Genomic DNA, 21339 nt, shown 5'->3' on the forward strand with positions numbered 1-21339 from the left:
AAGGGCGGCCCGCGGGTCGCCCTTTTTAGGGACGGATGCGCGCGATCAGCGCGGCGACCGCAGCGCGCGTTTCCTCCAGAGTCGTGCCCGTGTCGATGATATGATCGGCGCGCGCGCGTTTTTCCGCGTCCGGAACCTGCAATCCGACGATATGATCGAGTTTTTCCGCCGTCATGCCGGGGCGCGCCATGACGCGGGCACGCTGCACATCGGGCGGAGCAGACACCACGGCCACCGCGTCGAGCCCGGCAGTGCCCGTCTTTTCATAGAGCAAGGGGATGTCGAACACGATCAGCGTCGCATCCGCATTATCGCCCATGAACGTGTCTCGTTCCTCGCGCACGGCGGGGTGAATGATCGCTTCCAGCCGGGACAAAGCGTCCGCATCGCCGAACACCATGTCGCCGAGTGCGGCGCGCCGCACCCCTTCCGGCCCGGTGCTCCCCGGAAATTCCGCCTCGATCGCGGGGAGCAGGCGTCCGCCCGGCCCCTGTAACCGGTGCACCACCGCGTCGGCATCGAAGACCGGCACGCCAGCCGCGCGAAACATGCCCGCGACGGTCGACTTGCCCATGCCGATCCCGCCGGTCAGGCCGAGGATGAAAGGTTTGCTCATGCCGTCAACCGCCGCCGCAATTCCTCGTCTTCGCCGCGCGGCGGATGCGCGCCGAAAAACCGGCGAAAGGCATGGTCCGCCTGCCCGATCAGCATGGAAAGGCCGTCCACCGTGCGATACCCGCGCTCCGACGCCTCGTCGAGAAAGGGCGTGCGCGCGGGCGCGGTGACGATGTCATAACAAATGCTGCGCGGTGGGACATGGCTGAAATCGAAGGGGAGGGGCGGCTGGCCGGTCATGCCCAGCGGGCTCGCGTTGATGACGAGGTCGAGACATCCCTCGCGGTCGTCGAACGCGAAATTGGTCGGTTCCGCGAAATGGGACAGCGGCACGGCGTGATGCTCGCCCCCGGGATCGAGCGTGTCCAACATCGCCCGCGCCTTGTTCGGATCACGGCCCGCCAGAACCAGCACCGCCCCGGCGTCGGCCAGCGCGGCGACGATCGCCCGCGCCGCACCGCCCGTGCCCAGGATGCGCGCCATGCGGAACAGATGCGTCTGCGCCAGCTCGCGGCGCAACGGCTCGAGAAAGCCCGGCGCGTCGGTGTTGTATCCGACCAGCGCGCCATCCTCGCGCACGACCGTATTCACCGCACCGATCCGCGCGGCCATCGCATCGACCCGGTCGAGCAGCGGAATGATCGCCTGCTTGTGCGGCATGGTCACGTTGCACCCGCGCCAATCGGCATTGCCGCGTCGTTCGTCGAGATAGCCGCGCAGATCGCCCGCGGTCACGTGGCATCGGCGATACGCAGCCTCGATACCGAGCCGTTCGAGCCAGAAGCCGTGGATCGCCGGCGATTTCGATTGGGCGATGGGATCGCCGATCACCTCGGCAAAGGGCATGCTCATGATTGCATCGCTCCGAACCGGCGCAGCGCCGAAAGCACCGGGAACAAGGGCATGCCCAGGATGCAGAAATAATCGCCCTCGACCGATTCGAACAATTGCACGCCGCGCCCCTCGATCATGAAGACCCCGACGCAGGCACCGACGGCCGGCCACTCGCTGTCGAGATAGGCGGCGATGAAATCGTCGGACAAGTCACGCACGTGGAGGCGGGCAAGTGCGGCATGGCGCCATTTTACCGCCCCATGCTGCACCAATGCTGCACCGCTATGCAGCTCCATCGTCCGGCCCGAGAACCAGCGCAAATGCTCTGCCGCCTGTTCGCGGCTCTCCGGCTTGTCGAACAATCGCCCGCCGCACTGAACCAGCGAATCGCTGCCGAGCACGAGCGCGTCGCCGGCGTCCCCCGCAATGGCCAGTGCCTTTGCATCGGCAAGCGCCTGCGTGATTGTTTCGGGCTTTTCTCCTGCCATCGCGGTCTTGATCGCGGCCTCGTCGACATCGGCGGGGCGCGCGGTATAGGCCACGCCCGCCCCGTCGAGCATGGCTCGACGCGAGGCGGAGCGGGACGCGAGCACGAGGCCCGGCGGCAATGGCGCCCTTCTCATATCGGTGATGCTCATATCGGTTTCGTCCCGCCGATATTGTCCGGGTCGGCGGCGAGCCTCGCCTTGCGTTCATTATAAAGCTTGATCACGGCGGCGGCGGTTTCCTCGATCGAGCGGCGCGTGACGTCGATCACGGCCCAGCCATTGTCGGCGAACATGCGGCGAGCATATTTCACCTCCTTTTCCACGCGATCCTTGTCCACGTAATCGGTTTCCGGCGTCTGGTTCAGCGAGAGGAGCCGGTTGCGCCGCACCTGAACCAGCCGGTCGGTCGAGGTGGTGAGCCCCACGACCATCGGATGGCGCAGGCCGAAAAGCGCGTTCGGCGGCGGCGATTCCACCACGATCGGGATATTGGCGGTGCGAAAGCCGCGATTGGCGAGATAGATCGACGTCGGCGTCTTCGACGTGCGCGACACGCCGGCGAGCAGGATGTCGGCCTCCTCCCATTCTTCCCAGAGCAGGCCATCGTCATGCGCGATGGTGAACTGGATCGCCTCGACCCGCTCGAAATAGGCATCGTCGAGCACGTGCTGCCGCCCGGGCCGGTGCACCTTTTCCTTGTCGAGCAGGCGCGCCAGCGGATCGGTCACGGAATCGAGCGCGCTGACCGTTTTCAGCCCCGCCTCGGCACAGCGTTTCTCAAGACTGTCGCGCAGGGCCTCGTTCACCACCGTGAACAGGACCAGTCCCGGCTTCGTCACGATCTCGTTCATGATCCGGTCGAGATGCTGCTGCGAGCGGACCATCGGCCAGAAATGCCGGTCCACGATCGCATTCTCGAACTGCGCGAGCGCGGCCTTGGCGATCATCTCCAGCGTTTCGCCTGTGGAATCCGACAGCAGATGGAGATGAAGGGGGGTCAAGCGAACGTCCTCTTTCGTCTGTTTTGGCGCACAGGGCACACCAGCCGGAGACCCTGTGGAAAGCTTCGCCGATAAACCACGGGAGAGCCTTGTGGACAAGTCCGGGCTGCCGAGCTGTCCCCGCTATGCCGGATTCGGTGCGGCGGGTTGTGGACAGGGCAGCGAAACGTGCACAGCCTGTGCATAAGGCGGACAACTATGCTTTGACTCATGCCGGGTCGGGAGTCGCAGTTGCAATTGCCCGTGGCCATCGGGTGATATTTCGGGCAGGCGCCATGTTTCCCCGATATCCACAGGGCCAACAACTCTCATCAACCCTTATCTAGAATCTTATTATTCTGTATTCTGCGCGGAGCTTTTCAAAAAATGGCCGGACTTCTCCTCGACACGCTGAATGGTGCGAACCTTGCCGAACGCCCGCTCTGGCTCATGCGGCAGGCCGGGCGCTACCTCCCCGAATACCGGTCATTGCGCGCGGAAAAGGGCGGATTTCTGGCGCTGGTTTACGATAGCGAGGCCGCCGCGGAGATCACGATGCAGCCGATCGACCGGTTCGGGTTCGACGGGGCGATCCTGTTTTCCGACATCCTCATCGTGCCCTACGCCATGGGGCAGGACCTGCAATTCCTCGCAGGGGAGGGGCCGCATCTCACGCCCCGGCTCGCCGATCATGCGCTGGGGGCGCTCCAGGCCGTGCCTGAGCGTCTCGATCCGATCTACCGGACTGTGGCCCTGGTGCGGGAGCGATTGGGCGCGGAGCGGACGATGCTGGGCTTTGCCGGCGCGCCGTGGACCGTCGCAACCTACATGGTGAACGGCGAAGGCAGCCGGGATCAGCATGCCACCCGCGCCATGGCCTATCGCGATCCGCTCGCATTCGGCGCGATCATCGACGCGATCGCCGATGTGACGGTCGAATATCTGGTCAAACAGGCACAGGCCGGCGCCGAGGCGGTGCAATTGTTCGACAGCTGGTCGGGCACGCTCGCCCCCGACGAATTCGAACGCTGGGTCATCGCGCCGACGGTGCGCATTGTGGAGGCGTTCAAGGCGCAATGCCCCGACACGCCCTTCATCGGCTTTCCCAAGGGCGCGGGCGAAAAGCTGGCCGCCTATGCGCGCGAAACCGGGATCGATGCGGTCGGCGTCGACGAAACGGTCGATCCGCAATGGGCGGCACGGGAATTGCCGGCCGGCATGCCGGTGCAGGGCAATATCGATCCGCTGCTGCTGCTCGCCGGCGGCGAGGCGATGACCCGCCGCGCGCAATTCATCCTCGATTGCTTTGCCGATCGCCCGCACGTGTTCAACCTCGGTCACGGGATCGGCAAGGACACGCCGATCCCCCATGTCGAGCAATTGTTGCAGGCCGTCCGGGGCTGGCGGCGATAAGCGGGAGCGTTTAAGGCGGGGCTTTCAGCAGGGGCCGTGATGCCCTACTTATGTGGCTATGATGGAAGGTATCGCCGTGCTCTATCCCTGGCTCAAGGTTGGCCACCTGGTCTTCGTCATCTTCTGGATGGCGGGCCTGTTCATGCTGCCGCGCTTCTACGTCTATCACCAGGAAGCGGCCGAGGGATCGGAGGAGGCCGCCCGCTGGGTCGAGCGCGAGGCGAAGCTGCGCACGATCATCCTCAACCCCGCGATCGTCGCGGTATGGGGTTTCGGCCTCGCACTCGCCTTCGTGACCGATGCGTGGAGCGCGCCCTGGTTCCACTTGAAGCTGCTGCTAGTGCTGCTGCTCTCGGGCTATCACGGCTGGATGATCGGCTATGGCAAGAAGCTGGCGCGCGGCGAAAAACGCCTTTCGGGCAAGGCGCTGCGCCTCGTCAACGAAGTGCCGGGCATTGCCGTCATCCTTATCGTGACGACAGTGATCGTGGTCCGCCTGTACCTGCCCGACTGAACCGCCGGGATCCGGGGTTTGCGCGAATCCGGATTGACGATTTGCGCGCGGGCGCGTAATTCGCAAAGCCAAGACGGCGTCCTGCCGCTCCTCGTCCTCCCGGACGGCACGGTCTGCGCCCATCGCGGCGGTACGATCCAATTTCCTATCGTCGATCCGGCCTGCGGGCATCCGCAACGCGATCGTCCATTCCCATGACACCCGGCCTCCGCGCCACGGAACAAAGCCCATGCATCTTAAAGAACTCAAACAGAAAAAACCCGCCGAACTGGTCGAAATGGCCGAGGAAATGGGCGTCGAGGGCGCGTCCACGCTCCGCCGCCAGGACCTCATGTTCGCGATCCTCAAAGAGGTCGCCGACGATGGCGAGGAGATCCTCGGCATCGGCACGATCGAGGTTCTGTCCGACGGATTCGGTTTCCTGCGCAGCCCGGAGGCGAACTATCTCGCCGGGCCGGACGATATTTACGTGTCGCCCAACCAGGTGCGGAAATTCGGCCTGCGCACCGGCGACACGGTTGAGGGCGAGATCCGCGCACCCAAGGACGGTGAACGCTATTTCGCGCTGACCAAGCTTCTGAAGATCAATTTCGACGATCCGGATGTCGTGCGTCACCGCGTCAATTTCGACAATCTGACGCCGCTCTATCCCGAAGAGAAGCTGACGCTCGACATTGCCGACCCCACGGTGAAGGACAAATCCTCGCGCGTGATCGACATCATCTCGCCGCAGGGCAAGGGGCAGCGCGCGTTGATCGTCGCGCCGCCGCGGACCGGCAAGACCGTGTTGTTGCAGAACATCGCCAAGGCGATCACCGACAATCACCCTGAGGTGTTCCTGCTCGTCCTGCTGGTCGACGAACGGCCTGAGGAAGTGACCGACATGCAGCGCAGCGTCAATGGCGAGGTCATCTCCTCCACCTTTGACGAGCCGGCCACGCGCCACGTGCAGGTCGCCGAAATGGTGATCGAGAAGGCAAAGCGCCTGGTCGAGCACAAGAAGGATGTCGTCATCCTGCTCGATTCCATCACGCGTCTCGGGCGGGCCTACAACACCGTCGTGCCGTCCTCGGGCAAGGTGCTCACTGGCGGTGTCGACGCCAATGCGCTGCAGCGGCCGAAGCGGTTCTTCGGTGCGGCCCGCAATATCGAGGAGGGCGGTTCGCTCTCCATCATCGCCACCGCGCTGATCGACACGGGCAGCCGCATGGACGAGGTGATTTTCGAGGAGTTCAAGGGCACCGGCAATTCGGAAATCGTCCTCGACCGCAAGGTGTCGGACAAGCGCATCTTCCCCGCGCTCGACGTCGGCAAGTCCGGCACGCGCAAGGAAGAGCTGCTCGTCGACAAGGACAAGCTGTCGAAAATGTGGGTGCTGCGCCGCATTCTTATGCAGATGGGCACGATCGACGCGATGGAATTCCTGCTCGACAAGATGAAGGATTCCAAGACGAACGAGGATTTCTTCACCACGATGAATCAGTGAGATCGCACAGGGGACCGTCGTTGGCGACGGTCCCCTGTTTCGCGCATCGAAGCGGAGTTTACGCCGTACGGACCCGGAAACTGTCCGCCTGCGCCGCTTTCCAGTGGCGCAGATATTGCGTATCGCCCGGCTCGTTCAGCAATTCGCCCGGTTTGAGGAAATTGTAGAACCGGTCCATCGAATCCGAACGCACCGTGTTGAACCGCTCGCCGATATGATGCGGCGCGATCTGCCACGGGTTTTCCAGTCCCATCGCCACGACAATCTCACGCAGGCCGTGGAGCGTGTGGCTTTGAAAGCGGGCGACCCGCTCCCCCTTGTCCATTACGACGAGCCCGCGTTGGCGCGTGGCATCCTGCGTCGCGACGCCGGTGGGGCAGGTGTCGTCGTGGCACCGCATCGATTGGACGCAGCCCAGCGCGAACATGAAGGCGCGCCCGGCATTGCACCAATCGGCGCCCAGTCCGAAATTCATCGCCATCTGCGCGCCCGAATGCACCTTGCCCGCCGCGGCGATCTTCACATGCTGTTTGAGGTCGGTCCCGACGAGCGCATTGCGCACCATGATCAGACCCTCGCGCAGCGGCATGCCGACGCGGTTCGACAATTCGATCGGCGCGGCGCCGGTGCCACCCTCGGCACCGTCGACGGTGATGAAATCGAGATAGATCCCGGTTTCGAGCATGGCCTTCGCGATGGCGAAAACCTCGTGCGGTTGTCCGACGCACAGCTTGATTCCGACCGGCTTGCCACCCGATTTTTCGCGCAGACCGGCCGCCCATTCGAGCATTTCGATCGGCGTTGAAAAGGTCGAATGCCCGGGCGGAGACAGGCAATCCTTGCCGACTTTCACATTGCGTGCCTCGGCAATTTCCTGGGTTACCTTGCTGCCGGGAAGCATACCGCCATGACCCGGCTTTGCGCCCTGGCTCAGCTTGATCTCTATCATCTTGACCTGCGGATCCTGCGCGACATCGGCGAAACGCGCGGGATCAAAACCGCCATCATTGGTACGACATCCGAAATAGCCGCTCCCGATTTCCCAGACCAGATCGCCATTGTGCGACCGGTGATAGCGCGAAAGCCCGCCTTCTCCCGTATCGTGGTAGAAATTGCCCATGGCCGCACCCTTGTTCAGCGCCATGATCGCATTGGCGGACAGCGAGCCGAAGCTCATCGCCGAAATATTAAGCAGCGAGGCATGATACGGGCGCGAACATTGCGCATTGCCGACCGGAACGCGCCATTCGGAGGGCGCGTCGGCATTGGGGACGATCGAATGGCTAAGCCACTCATATTCATCGGAATAGACGTCGAGCTCGGTGCCGAAGGGATGCGCGTCGAGCTGCCCCTTCGACCGGGCATAGACGAGCGCGCGCTCGTCATGGTTGAACGGCCGTCCCTCCAGATCGCTTTCGACGATATAGCTACGCAGATAGGGTCGCAAATCCTCCATGATCCAGCGGAACCGCGCGATGAGCGGGTAATTGCGGCGCAGCGTATGGCGCTTTTGAAGGAAATCGAACACCGCAATGGCCAGCAACGGCAGCAGAACGAGCAACGCCCAACGCGTCGGCTCCCATATCAGCGCGAGGCCGGACAGCACCAGCAGAACCGCCGGAGCAAGGAAACGGCGGACCAGGTTTGCCGAGCTGCGGGCGTTCGATTTATTTTCCATGCTGCGCGGGTTCAGGCCAGATGCTGCGCAAAAAATTCGTCGGTGCGGCGATTGGCAAGCGCGGCTGCATCCTCGTCCCGGCGCGATCCGTCCGCGGTTGCGAATCCGTGGCCGAGCCCTTCGTAATCGTGTAGCGTGACCTTCGGATGATCGTCGAGTCCGGCGTGCATCCGGGCCTGCGCATCGGGACCGACGAAATCATCCGCGGTCGGGATATGCAGCATGAGCGGTTTTGCAATCGCCTCTTTCTCATCCAGCATTTCGTCGATGGCGACCCCGTAATAGCCGACCGTCGCGTCGACGTCGGTGCGCGCCGCGGTCATGTAGGCGATCTTCCCGCCGAGGCAGAAACCGACGGCGCCGACCTTGGTGATATCGCGCTCCTTGCGGAGCCAGCGGATCGTGGCTTCGATATCCTCGACATTGCGGTCGGGGTTGTTCTTGCCCATCATGTCGAACGCTTTCTGCCGTTCGTCTTCGTCGTCCCAGCTCGTCTCGACGCCCGGCTCCACGCGCCAGAACAGATCGGGTGCAATGGCGAGATAGCCTTTCGCCGCCCAATCGTCGCATTTCTTGCGAATGCCGTCGTTGACGCCGAAGATTTCCTGAATGACGATCATCGCCGCCTTCGGATTTCCCGCCGGCTTTGCGACATAGGCGCCGAATTCCTGATTTCCGTCGAGCGTCTTGATCCGGGTGTCGAGTGTCATCGCGTATCTCCTTCGTGGCGTTTACGATTAAGTAGGGGGCCGCGATGGACTTTGCAAAGCCGCTGTGACAGCGTGAGAAACGTCATTACAGGAGGAGAGCATTATGAAAGGCAATTTCGAGTTCGAGTGCTCGCCGGAGGAAGCGCGCCGGTTTCTCGGCCTGCCCGATGTTTCGCGTGCGAACGATCTTTATGTCGACAGCCTCGTCAACGCGATGAAGGGCACCGGCAATATCGAGCAGCTTCAGGAGATGATGAAGCAATTCGCACCCATGGGCGAGCTGGGGCTGAAGATGTTCCGCCAGATGATGGAAAACAGCGCGAATGCCGCATTCGGCAAGAGCAGTCCGCGCAAAGACTGACCTTAGTTCCAACGTCGAGCGCGAGATGACCGAAGCGACGATTTTCGCGCTGTCGAGCGGGCGACCGCCGGCGGCCATTGCGGTGTTGCGCATAAGCGGGCCACGGGCGACGGACGCGCTCATCGGCATGGCAGGCGGGATGGTGCCGCCACGCAAAGCAAGTTTGCGCCAGCTGCGCGACCGGGACGGCGCTGTCCTCGACAAGGCGATCGTCCTCTTCTTTCCCGGCCCGGCGAGTGCGACGGGGGAGGACAGCGTCGAATTTCACCTTCATGGTGGGCGTGCGGTCATCGCCGCTGTTGAGCGGGAGCTGGGCACTCTGCCGGGATTTCGCCCCGCAGCGGCAGGCGAATTCACGCGGCGCAGCTTTGCGAACGGGCGCCTGGATCTGAGCGAAGCGGAGGGGTTGGCCGACCTGCTGGAGGCCGAAACCGAACTGCAGCGGCGCAACGCGCAGAGCCTTGCCGATGGTGTCCTTTCGCGGCTGGTCGCCGAATGGCGCGAAACCGTCCTGATGCTCGGCGCGGAAGTCGAGGCGGTCCTCGATTTCTCCGACGAAGAGGATGGGGAGGAGCTATCGCCAACGTTTCACGTGAAACGCGATGCCTTGCAAGCGGACCTCGAACAATGGGCCAATGCGCCGCGACTCGAAGCATTGCGGGAAGGGTTTCGCGTGGTCATCGCGGGACCGCCCAATATCGGAAAAAGCAGTCTTTTCAATGCGATCCTGCGCGAAGACGCGGCGATTGCGACACCCATCGCGGGCACGACCCGTGACGTGCTGTTTCGTCCGGTTGCCATTGAGGGCATCCCGTTTCAATTCGTGGATACGGCGGGCATCCGGGATGATACGAGGGATCAGGTCGAGAAGATTGGCATCGAGCGGGCGAAATTGGCCCTCGCGACCGCGGATGTCGTTCTCTGGCTCGGACCGGAGGGGGAGGGGCCAACGGACGCTTGGGAGATTGAAACCAAAGCCGACGTCGCAGATCGCCTTGTAAAGGAAAAGCCTGCCGTGGTCGTATCTGCCAGTACCGGGGCGGGCGTCGATGACCTCGTCCGGCAGCTCGTAACGGTCGCGCGTGACCGCATGCCCGCGCCTGGATCGGTGGCTATCTCGAATTTCCAAAGGTCGCAGATTTGCGATGCTCTCGATGCATTACGTGACATCCCCGCGTCGGACGACATGCTCGTTCTGGCCGAACGTCTGCGTTTGGCAAGGCTGGCGTTCGATCGGCTGACGGGCACGAGCGATGTGGAAGCGATGCTCGACCGGCTTTTCTCGCGCTTTTGTATCGGGAAATAGCGTTTCACGTGGAACCCGGTTTCCGCGGAGCCGATCTTCGGGTATAGGCCTCGGCATGCGCACATTCGACGTCATAGTCATTGGGGGCGGCCATGCCGGCTGCGAAGCGGCCGCCGCCGCGGCCCGCACCGGTGCGAGCGTTGCCTTGATCAGTTTTGACAAGCAACGCACGGGTGCGATGTCCTGCAATCCGGCCATCGGCGGATTGGGCAAAGGGCATCTGGTGCGGGAAATTGACGCGCTCGATGGGTTGATGGGCCGCGCTGCCGATGCGGCGGCGATTCATTATCGCATGCTCAATCGCTCCAAGGGGAGCGCGGTGCAGGGCCCGCGAATTCAGGCCGACCGCGTTCTTTTCCGACGCGCGATACAGGATATGATCCGCGCCTTCCCCAATCTGGAGGAGATCGAGGCGGAGGCCGCCGGGTTAATCTTCGAAGGGTCACGTGTTTCGGGTGTCGTCACCGCGGCGGGCGACAGGATTGGTTCGCGCTCCGTCGTCCTGTGTACGGGCACGTTTCTTGGCGGAAGGTTGTTTCGCGGTGAGGAGCGGTTTGAGGGCGGGCGTATCGGCGAATCCGCCGCGTCGATCCTTGCACAGCAATTGCGAGACGCTGCGCTTCCGATGGCGCGCCTCAAGACCGGCACTCCGCCTCGGCTCGATGGGCGTACGATCGACTGGTCCGCGCTTGAGCGGCAGCCGTCGGACGAAGATCAATGGACGATGTCGCCCTTGTCGAACGGGCGATGCAATCCGCAATTGTCCTGTGCGATCACCCGGACGAATGAGGCAACGCACGATCTCATTCGGCGTAATCTCGACCGGTCGCCCTTGTTCGGGGGTTCGATTTCGGGGGTGGGGCCACGCTATTGCCCATCGATCGAGGACAAGATTCATCGCTTTGCCGATCGCACCGGGCATCAGATTTTCCTGGAGCCGGAGGCGCTGAACGGCCATCTCGTCTATCCCAACGGGATCAGCACGTCGCTGCCCGTCGATGTCCAGCACGCCATGGTTCGCACCATTGCCGGGCTTGAACAGGTTGAGATCGTGGAGCCGGGCTACGCGGTTGAATATGATCACATCGATCCGCGTGCGCTCAAACGCTCGATGGAATTTAAAGACATCGAAGGGTTGTTCTGCGCAGGGCAGATCAACGGCACCACCGGTTATGAAGAGGCGGGTGCGCAGGGTCTTGTCGCCGGAATTTCGGCCGCGGCTTTGGCGACCGGATCGAGCACGATTCCGCTCGACCGCGCGAACAGCTATATCGGTGTGATGATCGACGATCTGACGCTTCATGGCGTGACCGAACCGTATCGCATGTTGACGTCGCGAGCCGAATATCGCCTCCGCCTCAGGGCCAATAATGCAGCGACGCGGCTGACCGAACTGGCGATCGAGGTCGGGGCCGTGGGCGCCGAACGCAGCGTCTGGTTCGCCGCCCGGAAGGACGCCGTTCGCCGCGTCGAGGACGAATTGCAGGTGGTTTTTACCGGGAAGCAATTGCGCGATGCCGGCGTGGACATTCGGGGCCATGACACGATGCCGCTTTCGGATTGGCTTCGGCATGATCTTGTCGCAAGGAATATTGCCGCGCTGGTCGACACCCATGTCGCGGATGACGACGTGTGGGAAGGCCTGATCGAGGATTGTCGCTATCGTCCCTATCTGCAACGCCAGGACGCCGAATTGCGGGACCTGCGGCAGAGCGAAGCGCTCGCGATCCCGCGCAACTTCGATTTCGCGCAGGTCCCGGGTCTTTCTGCCGAAATGGTCGAACGCTTGACGCAGGCGCGGCCCGAAACGCTGGCTTCTGCGGAGCGGGTGAGGGGGGTGACACCTGCGGCCCTATCGGCAGTATTGGTAGCCCTGCGCAAGTTTGAGATGGTGTCGTGACCGATCCGGTCGATGCCAACGACCGCGACGAGAGTCTGGCCCGCATCCGCCAGATACCACGCGTGGATGTGGCCACGGTTCGCTTGCTTGATGAATATGTGGTGGCTTTGATCGCGGAAACCGCTCATCAGAATCTTATTGCGCGCTCCACGATCGGGAATATTTGGTCGCGGCATATCCTTGATTCGGCGCAGCTCATCGGCTTCGTTCCACGTGAAACACGCTTAGGGTCTTGGGTCGACGTTGGAACAGGTGCGGGATTGCCTGGCATGGTCTGTGCCATTTTGCTGCCGGATTGCGAATTCACATTGATCGAGCCGCGCACAAAGCGGGTCGATTTTCTCCGGAGAGTAGTGAACGCGCTATCCCTGAACAATGTCCGTGTCGAGCCGTCGACGATACAGAATGTTGTCCAGGACAAGGTCGATGTTATTTCGGCGCGAGCGGTTGCCGCAACGGAAAAGCTCGTGGCCATGGCCAGCCACCTCGCCCGTCCCGACACGTTCTGGCTGCTTCCAAAAGGGCGGGGCGCTTTTTCGGAGCTGGACGGGATAGCCGCGCCGCATGGTTTTCACGTGGAACATTCGGTGACCGATCCGGAATCCGGTGTTATAGTGGGCACCATGCGAAACTTATCGGGAAAATCGGGTTCATGATTACGGTATCGGTCGCGAACCAGAAGGGCGGCGTCGGAAAGACGACGACTGCGATCAACCTGGCGACGTCCTTTGCGGCGATCGGGTGGCGCACGATGCTCATCGATCTCGATCCGCAGGGTAACGCGTCGACCGGCGTGGGAATCGAGACGAACAATCGCGAACGTTCGAGTTACGACCTGCTGATCGATTGCAAATCGCTCGACGCGTGCAAGATGGCGACGCAGATTACCGGCCTCGACATCGTGCCCGCGACGGTCGATCTGTCCGGCGCCGAGATTGAGATGGTCGGATATGACAATCGCACGCGGCGCCTTCAAAGCGCGCTCGATGCGGCGAGCGGTTACGATATCTGCTTCATCGATTGTCCGCCTTCGCTCGGGCTGCTGACGCTGAATGCGCTGACCGCGTCGCATGAAATTCTCGTCCCGTTGCAATGCGAGTTCTTTGCGCTGGAGGGGTTGAGCCAGCTCTTGCAAACCATTGAATTGGTTAAGGAACGCTTCAATCCGGCGCTCAATATCATCGGCATTGCGTTGACCATGTTCGACCGCCGCAACCGTTTGACCGAGTCCGTTTCCGATGACGTTCGCGCCGTATTGGGTGATGTGGTCTTTGATACCGTGATCCCGCGCAATGTCCGTCTTTCGGAAGCGCCGAGCTATGGATTGCCGGCGATCGTATACGACCATCACTGCGCCGGATCGCGGGCCTATATGGAACTGGCGCGTGAACTGATCGGCCGGCTCCCCGAACAGAGGAAGGCAGCATGAACGACGCGACGAAGGCACCGAAGAAGCGAGCCGCGCTCGGTCGCGGGCTTGGCGCGCTGCTCGGTGATACACAGACCGAGCGACTTGTTTCACGTGGAACAGCCGCACCCGAAGATGTCGGACGCCAAGACGGCCTGACCGTGTTGCCGGTCGCCTCGATCGAGCCGCATCCCGAGAATCCGCGCGTCAATTTCGATGCCGATGCGCTTGATGATCTTGCCCGATCCATCGCGAGCAGGGGCGTCATTCAACCTGTGATCGTGACGGCGAGCGGCCATGGGCGTTACCGGCTCGTCGCGGGTGAACGACGCTGGCGCGCGGCGCAGAAGGCGCAATTGCATGAAATTCCGGCGATCGTTCGCGATCTCGCCGACCGCGACGTCGCGGCGCTCGCGCTGATCGAGAATATTCAGCGCGAGGATCTGAACCCGGTCGAGGAGGCGCGTGCGTACCACCGTCTTCATACCCGTAACGACATGTCGCAGACCGAAATCGCCCGCATGGTCGACAAGTCGCGCAGCCATGTCGCGAATCTCATGCGCCTGCTCGCCCTGCCGGAGCCGGTTCTGACCATGGTGGAAGCGAACGCATTGTCGATGGGCCATGCGCGCGCGCTCATCAACGTGGACAATGCGGAAGAGATTGCGCAGACCGTCGTCGACGAGAATTTGTCGGTGCGCGATGTCGAAAAGCTTATCCGCCGTCGCAATGCACCGGCGAAGGAGCCGCGCCACCGCGCCGCGCGGCCCAGCACGCGCGAAAACGATGCCGATATTCTGGCCATTCAAAAGCAGCTGGAAGAGTTTCTCGGCCTGCCCATCCGGATCGAGCCCGACGGGTCGGAGCAGGGCGGTGCCGTTACCGTGCGCTACAAGACGCTTGATCAGCTCGATCTCGTCTGTCAGCGGCTTTCGGGCGGTGAAATCTAACTAGATTCGCGCGGCGAGGATCGCGGCAAGCGCTTCGAAACCGTCGCGGTCCTCGTCATCGAAACGCGACGGCAGCGGGCTGTCGAGATCGATGATCGCCTTTACCGCGCCATCGACCACGATGGGCACGACGAGCTCCGAACGGCTGTTCGCGTCGCAGGCGATATGGCCGGGAAAGCTGTGCACGTCCTCCACCAGGACGGAGCGTGCCTCGCCCGCCGCGGTGCCGCATACGCCTTGACCGAGCGGTATGCGGATACAGGCCGGGCGCCCCATGAACGGACCGAGCACCAGCCCATCGCCGATCACGCGGTAGAACCCGGCCCAGTTGAGATCCGGCACGAAGCCCCAGACCAACGCAGCCACATTCGCCATGTTGGCGATCCCGTCAGGCTCATCCGAGGTCAGCGCATCGGCGGCCTCGCACAATTCGCGGTAGAGGAGCGGTTTGTCGGCGGCGTCGGAGGGGGCAAAATCGAACATGACACCGCCTTAACGATCCCGGCGGCGGACGCAATGCGAAGCTGCCCATTGCCGGGGGTCGTGGCACGGACTATTCTTCGCCCATGACATCGAAAACCCGCAAGACGATCATCGTCATTGGCATTGTCGTCCTGGTGGCGGCCATCATCATCTATCTCGTCCTGCGCCCGACCCGCGCCGAATATACCGATGCGCAGCTGACCGGCCCCGACCCCGTCATCGCCGAGGCGGACGAGGAAACCTTCCCCAGCATCGCTCTCGCCGAACCGGCCGGGTGGGCGGCGGATGCGACGCCAACGGCGGCGGAGGGCCTCTCCGTCGCGCGCTTTGCCGAAGGGCTCGATCATCCGCGTTCGGTATTCACCCTTCCCAATGGCGATGTGCTCGTGGCCGAAACGCGCGGCCCGGCGAGCGCGGATGGCGGCGGTATCACCGACTGGATCATGGGGCTGTTCATGGACCGGGTCGGTGCGGGCGGCGTGTCGGCGGACCGTATTACATTGCTGCGCGATAGCGATGGCGACGGGCAGGCGGATCAACGCTCGGTCCTGCTCGACGGCTTGCACTCGCCGTTTGGCATGGCGCTTCGCGACGGGCGGCTGATCGTTGCGAATACGGATGCGCTTCTGTCTTTTCCATTCGAAGTGGGGCAGGGGCGGATCACCGCGGAGCCGGACAAACTCATGGATCTGCCCGGTGGGGGCAATCACTGGGTCCGCAACGTGCTCTATGATGCAGAGGGCGACCGACTTTTCATCACCGTCGGTTCGGCGAGCAACGTGGCCGAAAACGGCATGGCGGAGGAAACCGGCCGCGCCGCCATCCACGAATATGATTTCGCGACGCGCAGCCACCGCCTCTATGCCGTGGGCCTGCGCAATCCCAACGGGCTCGCGATTCAACCGTCGAGCGGCGAGTTGTGGACCACGGTCAACGAACGCGACATGATCGGGCCGGACGTTCCGCCCGATTATCTGACGAACGTGCCCGTGGGCGCGCAATATGGCTGGCCCTGGGTGTATTGGAAAACCTATGTCGACGAACGGGTCGAGGAGCCGATGCCCAATTTCCTCACCGAATATACGCGGCGTCCGGAATATGCGCTGGGTACGCATGCGGCGCCGTTGGGGCTGGTGTTTGCGGACGGGAACGGGCTTGGCGGCGCGTATGACCGGGGCGCGTTCGTGGCGCGGCACGGGTCGTGGAACCGGGTGCCGAAGTCGGGCTATGACGTGGTGTTCGTGCCGTTCGATGCGCGCGGCAATCCAGAAGGGGAAACGCCGCTGCCCGTGCTGACCGGATTTTTGACCGAGGATGGCGAGGACGCGCATGGTCGTCCGACCTGGCTTGCATGGGACAATGCGGGCGGTCTTCTGGTGAGCGACGATACGGCGGGCATCATCTGGCGCGTGACGGGCGCGCGCTCACCGACGCCGGCGAGGGCCGGGTCCGAACCGACACGCTGACGTCTTAACCGAGGTTACGGCCTGCCTGCCCGGCGAGTTCGGTGACAAATTGCCGGGCGACACGGCCCGACCGCGCCCCGCGCCGCTGTGCCCAGGCGAGCGCATCGGCCGCCTCATAATGCAGCGCATGGGCATCGGCATAGGCCGCGACGATGGCGAGGTAATCGTCCTGTGACACCGCGTGAAAGCCCAGCACGAGCCCGAACCTGTCGGCAAGGGCCAGCGCATCGTCCACCGCGTCGCGCGGATTGATCGGGTCGTCCTGCTCGCCCGCGTGGCGCGCAACGATGGCCCGGCGGTTGGCGGTCACGGCGATCCGCACATTGGTGGGCCGCGGTGCCACGCCTCCCTCCAGCAGCGACCGCAATTGTCGCACGTTGCGTTCCTCGCCCGGCGCGAAACCCAGATCGTCGATGAACAGCACGAAACGCCGCCCCGCATCGTTCAACATGGCAAGCAGGCGCGGAAGGCTGTCGAGGCTGTCCATGCCCGCCTGCACCAGCGCGATGTCGCCATGCGCTGCCGCATCGCGCACCGCGGCACGGACCAGCGCGGATTTTCCAGTCCCTCGCGCACCCCAGAGCAGCACGTCATGCGCGGCGGCCCCGGCGGCATGGCGGCGCATGTTGGACAGCACCGCATCGCGTTGCCGGTCGATCCCGCACAGCAGGGCCGTTTCCGGCGCATCGATCCGCGGCACCGCGGTCAGCCCCGATGCGTCCCAGCGAAACGCCGGGGCGGCATGCAGATCGACAGGCGGCGCAGGGGGCGGCGCCATCCGGTCGAGCGCGTCGGCAATCCGCAAAAGCAGTCCCGAAAGTTCCGAACCCGATTCCCCACCCATCGCGCATTGCTCCTGTCCAGCGGCGTGTGCGCAGCCTATAGACTTGCGCAATGAAGGACGCCACACACCCTGATCCCGGCGATGACGCCGCCGCCGTCCCGGACGCGATCATTGCCGAGGCAGCCGCCCGCCTCGACAAGGGCGAAATCGTCGCCCTCCCGACCGAGACGGTATACGGCCTCGCCGCGCGCGCCGACGATGCAGAGGCGGTCGCGCGGATCTATGCCGCGAAGGGCCGGCCCTCGTTCAATCCGCTGATCGTGCATGTGCCCGACGGGGCTGGTGCGCGGCGTCTCGTGAATGTCGGACATCGCGCGACACTTTTGATGGACAGGTTCTGGCCGGGGCCGTTGACGCTGGTCCTGCCGGCGCGCGATCCTTCACCGCTGGCACCGGCGGTGCGGGCCGGGCTTCCCACCATCGCGGTGCGCTGTCCGGCGCATCCCGTCATGCGGGCGGTGCTGGCCCGCTGCGCCGCGCCTTTGGCCGCGCCCTCCGCCAATCGCAGCGGGGGGGTCAGTCCGACCTGTGCCGCGCATGTCCGCGATTCGCTCGGCGAAAACGTGCCGATGATCGTGGATGGCGGGCCGACGCGTGCCGGGCTCGAATCCACGATCGTGGCGATCCGCGATCGGGGGTGGAGCATGCTCCGTCCCGGTCCCGTGACCGGCGCAGCGATCGCCGAACTGCTCGGGCCTGCAACGGGCGAGAGTTCCAAGGGCATCGAAGCGCCGGGCCAGCTCAGCAGCCATTACGCACCGGGAAAGCCGGTCCGGCTCAACGCCTCTCATGCCGAGGAGGGGGAATTCCTCATAGGCTTCGGCGCGGTGCGCGGGGATTTCGACCTGTCGCCGGGCGGAGATCTAGTGGAGGCGGGGAGCCGCCTTTACGACGCGCTCCACCGCGCATCGCACGCGGCGAAGGAGCGGATCGCCGTCGCGCCCATACCCGACGAGGGCATCGGGGCCGCGATCAATGACCGACTGCGCCGCGCCGCATTCTGAAACCGCGACAGCACGCAGGGCGTTAGCGCGGCAGGCGCTCCATTTCCTCGAACAGAACGCGCGCCCGGTCGCAGGCACGCGCATCGCCGTCGTCGCAATCGCGCAGGGCACGGCGGTATTTCCGGTCCAGCGCGCCGAGACGCTCCTCCTGCTTGCGCAGCGCACGGCCGCGTTTCTCGTCGGCTTCGGACTGGCTCGTGGTGGCAAGGTCGATAGCCTTGCCCGCGACCCTGACGGGCGCGGTCGCCACGTCGAAAGCAGCCTTCGCAAGGCAGGCGGACAAAAGCGGTATCATCGCCGCCAGCACTGCCCATCTCGTCACGCGTCGCCGGGAAACCATGGGCCATCCTTTGCAAAACAAGGCCGTTGTCGGCTCAGGCTGTCGCATGACCGATGGCGGAATGCTGAACGCGGTTCAATCGATCACGACCCGGCGCAAAGAACCGCCCCTGATCCCAAGGTATTGATGTCGCACACGGGATTTCCATCGACCTGAACCCGGCCCGACCCCACGATCGTCGCCGTGACGGTCCCATCGGACCGAAACTGACCCGTGCCCGATCCGGTGATGCTGATGCTGGCCATTTCGGCCGTCAGCTTGCCCATGTCCGCCGCGCCCGACCCCGCAATGTCAAGATTGAGCGCGCGTGCGTGCCCCGTCCCGGCGAAGGTCCCGGAGCCGCCGATGCGCACGTCGAGCTTCGCGGTCTTCACCTGGCGCGCGGTCACCGTTCCCGATCCGGCAACGGTGATCCGGGCGCCCCCTTCGGCAAGGGCGGGAACGCGCACTTCGCCGCTTCCCGCCATCGAGACGCTGCTTGGTGCCGGCATGGTCACGGTAACGGTGGCCGGCGTATCGGTCGTGCCCTTGCGCACGATGACGAGCGTGCCATCGGCGATCGAGAAGCGCAAATCATCGCTCGATTCCGGCTCACCATCGACCGAAATGGCGAGTTTTTCCCCCTCCCGCACAGTCACCCTGTCGGGTCCGTGCAGGGTCAGGCTATCGGGCGCGGGCACGTCGAGCTCAAGCTCGCTCAGCGGCATGCCCTGCCGCCCCGAAAAGGTTTTCGTATCGTCCCCGCACGCGGCGGTCGTCGCGATCAGGGCCATGATCAAAGGCGCGGTCGAATTACGCATGGCGATACTCCTCGTTCGGCGTCGGCGCGCCATGACATGGCGCGGTCTGTCATTTCGTGCTGCGACCCATGCGTATCATTCCAGAGAATATGGAGCGCGATTCGACAAGAGGCGATTGCAAACCGACGGGCAACACGTCCCATCGCCCATGGCACCTGCGCGAAAAAAAGGCCGCCGGCATGACCGGCAGCCCTTTTTCACAATCGAGAAGCGCCGGGTCAGGCCGGCTGCTGCTCGTAATATTTGGGCGCGTGCTCGTTCAGCACCTCGAGAATCTTGGCGAGCGCGGTCGGCTCATCCGTGTTTTCCATCGCCGCGAGCTCGCGGGCGAGACGGCTCGACGCCGCTTCGAAAATCTGACGCTCGGAATAGCTTTGTTCCGGCTGATCGTCGGCGCGGAACAGGTCGCGTGTGACCTCGGCGATGGACACCAGGTCGCCCGAATTGATCTTTGCCTCGTATTCCTGGGCGCGGCGCGACCACATGGTCCGCTTGACCTTGGGCTTGCTCTTCAGCACGTCCATCGCCTCGCGCAGCGTCTTGTCCGAGGACAGCTTGCGCATGCCGATGGATTCCACCTTGTTGGTGGGAACGCGCAACGTCATGCGTTCTTTTTCGAAGCGCAGCACGTAGAGCTCGAGCTGCATGCCGGCGATTTCCTGGCTTTGCAGTTCGATGACGCGGCCAACGCCGTGCTTGGGGTAAACGACATAGTCTCCGACGTCGAAGGCATTCGCCTTGGCAGTCATGCATTGTCCTTTCTATGGCGTTCGTATCCCACAAATGCCATAGGGCATCGAGAGGACCGAAAACCCGCCCGACCGGATGACACCGGCCCGATGGCAGGTCAGATCTGCGGGATATCGCCGTTACTGACGGGGCCGCACGATGGGGGTATCGCCCGGCACTGACGCCCCATTACCACAGTGCAAGCGCAAACGCCAGCATTTGCGTGTTGCGCACGACGACGCGCGCCCCCCGCCGTGCGCAGGGGCGCCCGCCGCCGCAAAGCCCGCCGACCGGAGCGATCAGTCGCCTTCGCCGGCGTCCGCGCTGAAATATTTCTCGAACTTGTTTTCTTCGCCCTTGTGCGCGTCGGCGTCGTCGGGCGAATCCTTCTTCACCGTGATATTCGGCCATTCCGCCGAATATTGCGTGTTCAGCTCAAGCCATTTTTCCAGCCCGTTCTCGGTATCGGGAAGAATGGCTTCGGCCGGGCATTCCGGTTCGCAGACGCCGCAATCGATGCATTCGCTGGGATTGATGACGAGCATGTTCTCGCCCTCATAGAAGCAGTCGACGGGGCAAACCTCGACGCAATCCATATATTTGCACTTGATGCAGTCTTCGGTGACGACGTAGGTCATGAGCGTTCCCCTGGCCCCTTTGCTGGCCGCTTAATCGGTGTTTCAGGCCGGGTTATGGTGGCTTTGGGCCGGCGTCAAGCATCGGTGGCTTGTTGCGAGACACTCTCGATTTCATGATAGTGGCGCCGCGCTTCGTCCGCCGGGCCGCGCCGGGCGGGCAGCGCGTCGATCGCGATGACGCGCACCCCGCTCGCCATGGGGAGGACCAGCACGTCGCCGGTCCCCACCCCGGACGAGGCGCGCAGCACCCGCCGGCCGTTCAGCCGCACATGACCCTTCGCGACCAGCGCCTGCGCTTGGCTGCGCGTCTTTGCCATGCGCAACATCCACAGCAACCGGTCGATCCGCAGGGTTTCGCGCGGCGGATCGACAGAGGGCTTCATCGCGCCGCC

General features: G+C 63.6%; 24 protein-coding genes. 11 read left to right on the plus strand and 13 right to left on the minus strand.

Annotated elements, in window-relative coordinates:
- Positions 1-25: 25 nt before the first annotated feature.
- Genes coaE through Q0897_RS08620 form a run of 4 tightly spaced genes read right to left on the minus strand, consistent with a single transcriptional unit; the run spans position 26 to position 2938 of the window.
- Complete coding sequence (gene coaE / locus Q0897_RS08605) at positions 26-616, minus strand: dephospho-CoA kinase (protein ID WP_299308890.1); 591 nt, start codon at positions 614-616, stop codon at positions 26-28.
- Positions 613-1467 (minus strand): shikimate dehydrogenase, encoded by an 855-nt coding sequence (gene aroE / locus Q0897_RS08610; RefSeq protein ID WP_299308892.1) that lies wholly within the window; start codon positions 1465-1467, stop codon positions 613-615. The genes coaE and aroE overlap by 4 nt, the downstream gene beginning before the upstream one ends.
- Positions 1464-2087 carry a nucleoside triphosphate pyrophosphatase gene (locus tag Q0897_RS08615; protein WP_299308893.1) on the minus strand — a complete coding sequence of 208 codons (624 nt, stop codon included), beginning with the start codon at positions 2085-2087 and terminating at the stop codon, positions 1464-1466. The genes aroE and Q0897_RS08615 overlap by 4 nt, the downstream gene beginning before the upstream one ends.
- Positions 2084-2938 carry a pyruvate, water dikinase regulatory protein gene (locus Q0897_RS08620; protein WP_202086989.1) on the minus strand — a complete coding sequence of 285 codons (855 nt, stop codon included), beginning with the start codon at positions 2936-2938 and terminating at the stop codon, positions 2084-2086. The genes Q0897_RS08615 and Q0897_RS08620 overlap by 4 nt, the downstream gene beginning before the upstream one ends.
- A 366-nt stretch (positions 2939-3304) precedes the next feature.
- Between Q0897_RS08620 and hemE the strand changes: the two genes are divergently transcribed.
- The 3 genes from hemE to rho all read left to right on the plus strand — a co-directional run bounded on the left by hemE (position 3305) and on the right by rho (position 6330).
- Positions 3305-4330, plus strand: coding sequence for a uroporphyrinogen decarboxylase (hemE, locus tag Q0897_RS08625; RefSeq protein ID WP_299308894.1), 1026 nt, complete (start codon positions 3305-3307; stop codon positions 4328-4330).
- A 61-nt stretch (positions 4331-4391) separates the two neighbouring features.
- Positions 4392-4844, plus strand: coding sequence for a CopD family protein (locus tag Q0897_RS08630; RefSeq protein ID WP_299309102.1), 453 nt, complete (start codon positions 4392-4394; stop codon positions 4842-4844).
- Positions 4845-5073: 229 nt separating this feature from the next.
- On the plus strand, positions 5074-6330 hold the full coding sequence (rho, locus tag Q0897_RS08635) for a transcription termination factor Rho (protein WP_299308895.1): 1257 nt from the start codon (positions 5074-5076) through the stop codon (positions 6328-6330).
- A 58-nt stretch (positions 6331-6388) separates the two neighbouring features.
- Here rho and Q0897_RS08640 read toward each other — a convergent pair whose 3' ends face one another.
- Positions 6389-8008 carry an FMN-binding glutamate synthase family protein gene (locus Q0897_RS08640; protein WP_299308896.1) on the minus strand — a complete coding sequence of 540 codons (1620 nt, stop codon included), beginning with the start codon at positions 8006-8008 and terminating at the stop codon, positions 6389-6391.
- A gap of 11 nt (positions 8009-8019) precedes the next feature.
- A complete protein-coding gene (locus Q0897_RS08645; RefSeq protein ID WP_299308897.1) occupies positions 8020-8718 on the minus strand; it encodes a dienelactone hydrolase family protein in 699 nt (232 codons plus the stop codon).
- 103 nt (positions 8719-8821) lie between these two features.
- Here Q0897_RS08645 and Q0897_RS08650 point away from each other — a divergent pair, with 103 nt between their 5' ends.
- Genes Q0897_RS08650 through Q0897_RS08675 form a run of 6 tightly spaced genes read left to right on the plus strand, consistent with a single transcriptional unit; the run spans position 8822 to position 14643 of the window.
- Positions 8822-9079 (plus strand): DUF6489 family protein, encoded by a 258-nt coding sequence (locus Q0897_RS08650; RefSeq protein WP_299308899.1) that lies wholly within the window; start codon positions 8822-8824, stop codon positions 9077-9079.
- 25 nt (positions 9080-9104) lie between these two features.
- On the plus strand, positions 9105-10385 hold the full coding sequence (mnmE, locus tag Q0897_RS08655; protein ID WP_299308900.1) for a tRNA uridine-5-carboxymethylaminomethyl(34) synthesis GTPase MnmE: 1281 nt from the start codon (positions 9105-9107) through the stop codon (positions 10383-10385).
- 55 nt (positions 10386-10440) lie between these two features.
- Entirely contained in the window at positions 10441-12285 is a 1845-nt protein-coding gene (gene mnmG, locus Q0897_RS08660) for a tRNA uridine-5-carboxymethylaminomethyl(34) synthesis enzyme MnmG (protein WP_299308901.1), read from the plus strand.
- Positions 12282-12941, plus strand: a complete 660-nt coding sequence (rsmG, locus tag Q0897_RS08665) for a 16S rRNA (guanine(527)-N(7))-methyltransferase RsmG (protein ID WP_299308902.1) — start codon at positions 12282-12284, stop codon at positions 12939-12941. The genes mnmG and rsmG overlap by 4 nt, the downstream gene beginning before the upstream one ends.
- Positions 12938-13714: a ParA family protein gene (locus Q0897_RS08670; RefSeq protein ID WP_299308903.1), complete on the plus strand. Its 777-nt coding sequence runs from the start codon at positions 12938-12940 to the stop codon at positions 13712-13714. The genes rsmG and Q0897_RS08670 overlap by 4 nt, the downstream gene beginning before the upstream one ends.
- Positions 13711-14643: a ParB/RepB/Spo0J family partition protein gene (locus Q0897_RS08675; RefSeq protein WP_299308904.1), complete on the plus strand. Its 933-nt coding sequence runs from the start codon at positions 13711-13713 to the stop codon at positions 14641-14643. The genes Q0897_RS08670 and Q0897_RS08675 overlap by 4 nt, the downstream gene beginning before the upstream one ends.
- On the opposite strand, the gene Q0897_RS08680 is transcribed toward Q0897_RS08675, so the two are convergent.
- Positions 14644-15126, minus strand: coding sequence for a GAF domain-containing protein (locus tag Q0897_RS08680; RefSeq protein WP_299308906.1), 483 nt, complete (start codon positions 15124-15126; stop codon positions 14644-14646).
- 83 nt (positions 15127-15209) lie between these two features.
- Between Q0897_RS08680 and Q0897_RS08685 the strand changes: the two genes are divergently transcribed.
- A complete protein-coding gene (locus tag Q0897_RS08685; protein WP_299308908.1) occupies positions 15210-16592 on the plus strand; it encodes a sorbosone dehydrogenase family protein in 1383 nt (460 codons plus the stop codon).
- Positions 16593-16596: 4 nt separating this feature from the next.
- Here the strand turns inward: Q0897_RS08685 and Q0897_RS08690 are convergent, their stop codons facing one another.
- Positions 16597-17436: a DUF815 domain-containing protein gene (locus Q0897_RS08690; RefSeq protein ID WP_299308910.1), complete on the minus strand. Its 840-nt coding sequence runs from the start codon at positions 17434-17436 to the stop codon at positions 16597-16599.
- 50 nt (positions 17437-17486) lie between these two features.
- Here Q0897_RS08690 and Q0897_RS08695 point away from each other — a divergent pair, with 50 nt between their 5' ends.
- A complete protein-coding gene (locus tag Q0897_RS08695) occupies positions 17487-18440 on the plus strand; it encodes an L-threonylcarbamoyladenylate synthase (protein ID WP_299308911.1) in 954 nt (317 codons plus the stop codon).
- A gap of 22 nt (positions 18441-18462) precedes the next feature.
- Here Q0897_RS08695 and Q0897_RS08700 read toward each other — a convergent pair whose 3' ends face one another.
- The 5 genes from Q0897_RS08700 to Q0897_RS08720 all read right to left on the minus strand — a co-directional run bounded on the left by Q0897_RS08700 (position 18463) and on the right by Q0897_RS08720 (position 21330).
- Positions 18463-18735 (minus strand): hypothetical protein, encoded by a 273-nt coding sequence (locus tag Q0897_RS08700; RefSeq protein ID WP_299309103.1) that lies wholly within the window; start codon positions 18733-18735, stop codon positions 18463-18465.
- A 128-nt stretch (positions 18736-18863) separates the two neighbouring features.
- On the minus strand, positions 18864-19580 hold the full coding sequence (locus tag Q0897_RS08705) for a head GIN domain-containing protein (RefSeq protein ID WP_299308913.1): 717 nt from the start codon (positions 19578-19580) through the stop codon (positions 18864-18866).
- Positions 19581-19798: 218 nt separating this feature from the next.
- Entirely contained in the window at positions 19799-20329 is a 531-nt protein-coding gene (locus Q0897_RS08710) for a CarD family transcriptional regulator (protein ID WP_202086966.1), read from the minus strand.
- Between the two features lie 279 nt (positions 20330-20608).
- On the minus strand, positions 20609-20947 hold the full coding sequence (gene fdxA, locus Q0897_RS08715) for a ferredoxin FdxA (RefSeq protein WP_239805311.1): 339 nt from the start codon (positions 20945-20947) through the stop codon (positions 20609-20611).
- Between the two features lie 74 nt (positions 20948-21021).
- Positions 21022-21330, minus strand: a complete 309-nt coding sequence (locus Q0897_RS08720; RefSeq protein WP_299308917.1) for a S4 domain-containing protein — start codon at positions 21328-21330, stop codon at positions 21022-21024.
- Between the last annotated feature and the right edge of the window lie 9 nt (positions 21331-21339).

The organism is uncultured Croceicoccus sp., assembly GCF_947496385.1.
Taxonomy (GTDB): Bacteria; Pseudomonadota; Alphaproteobacteria; order Sphingomonadales; family Sphingomonadaceae; genus Croceicoccus.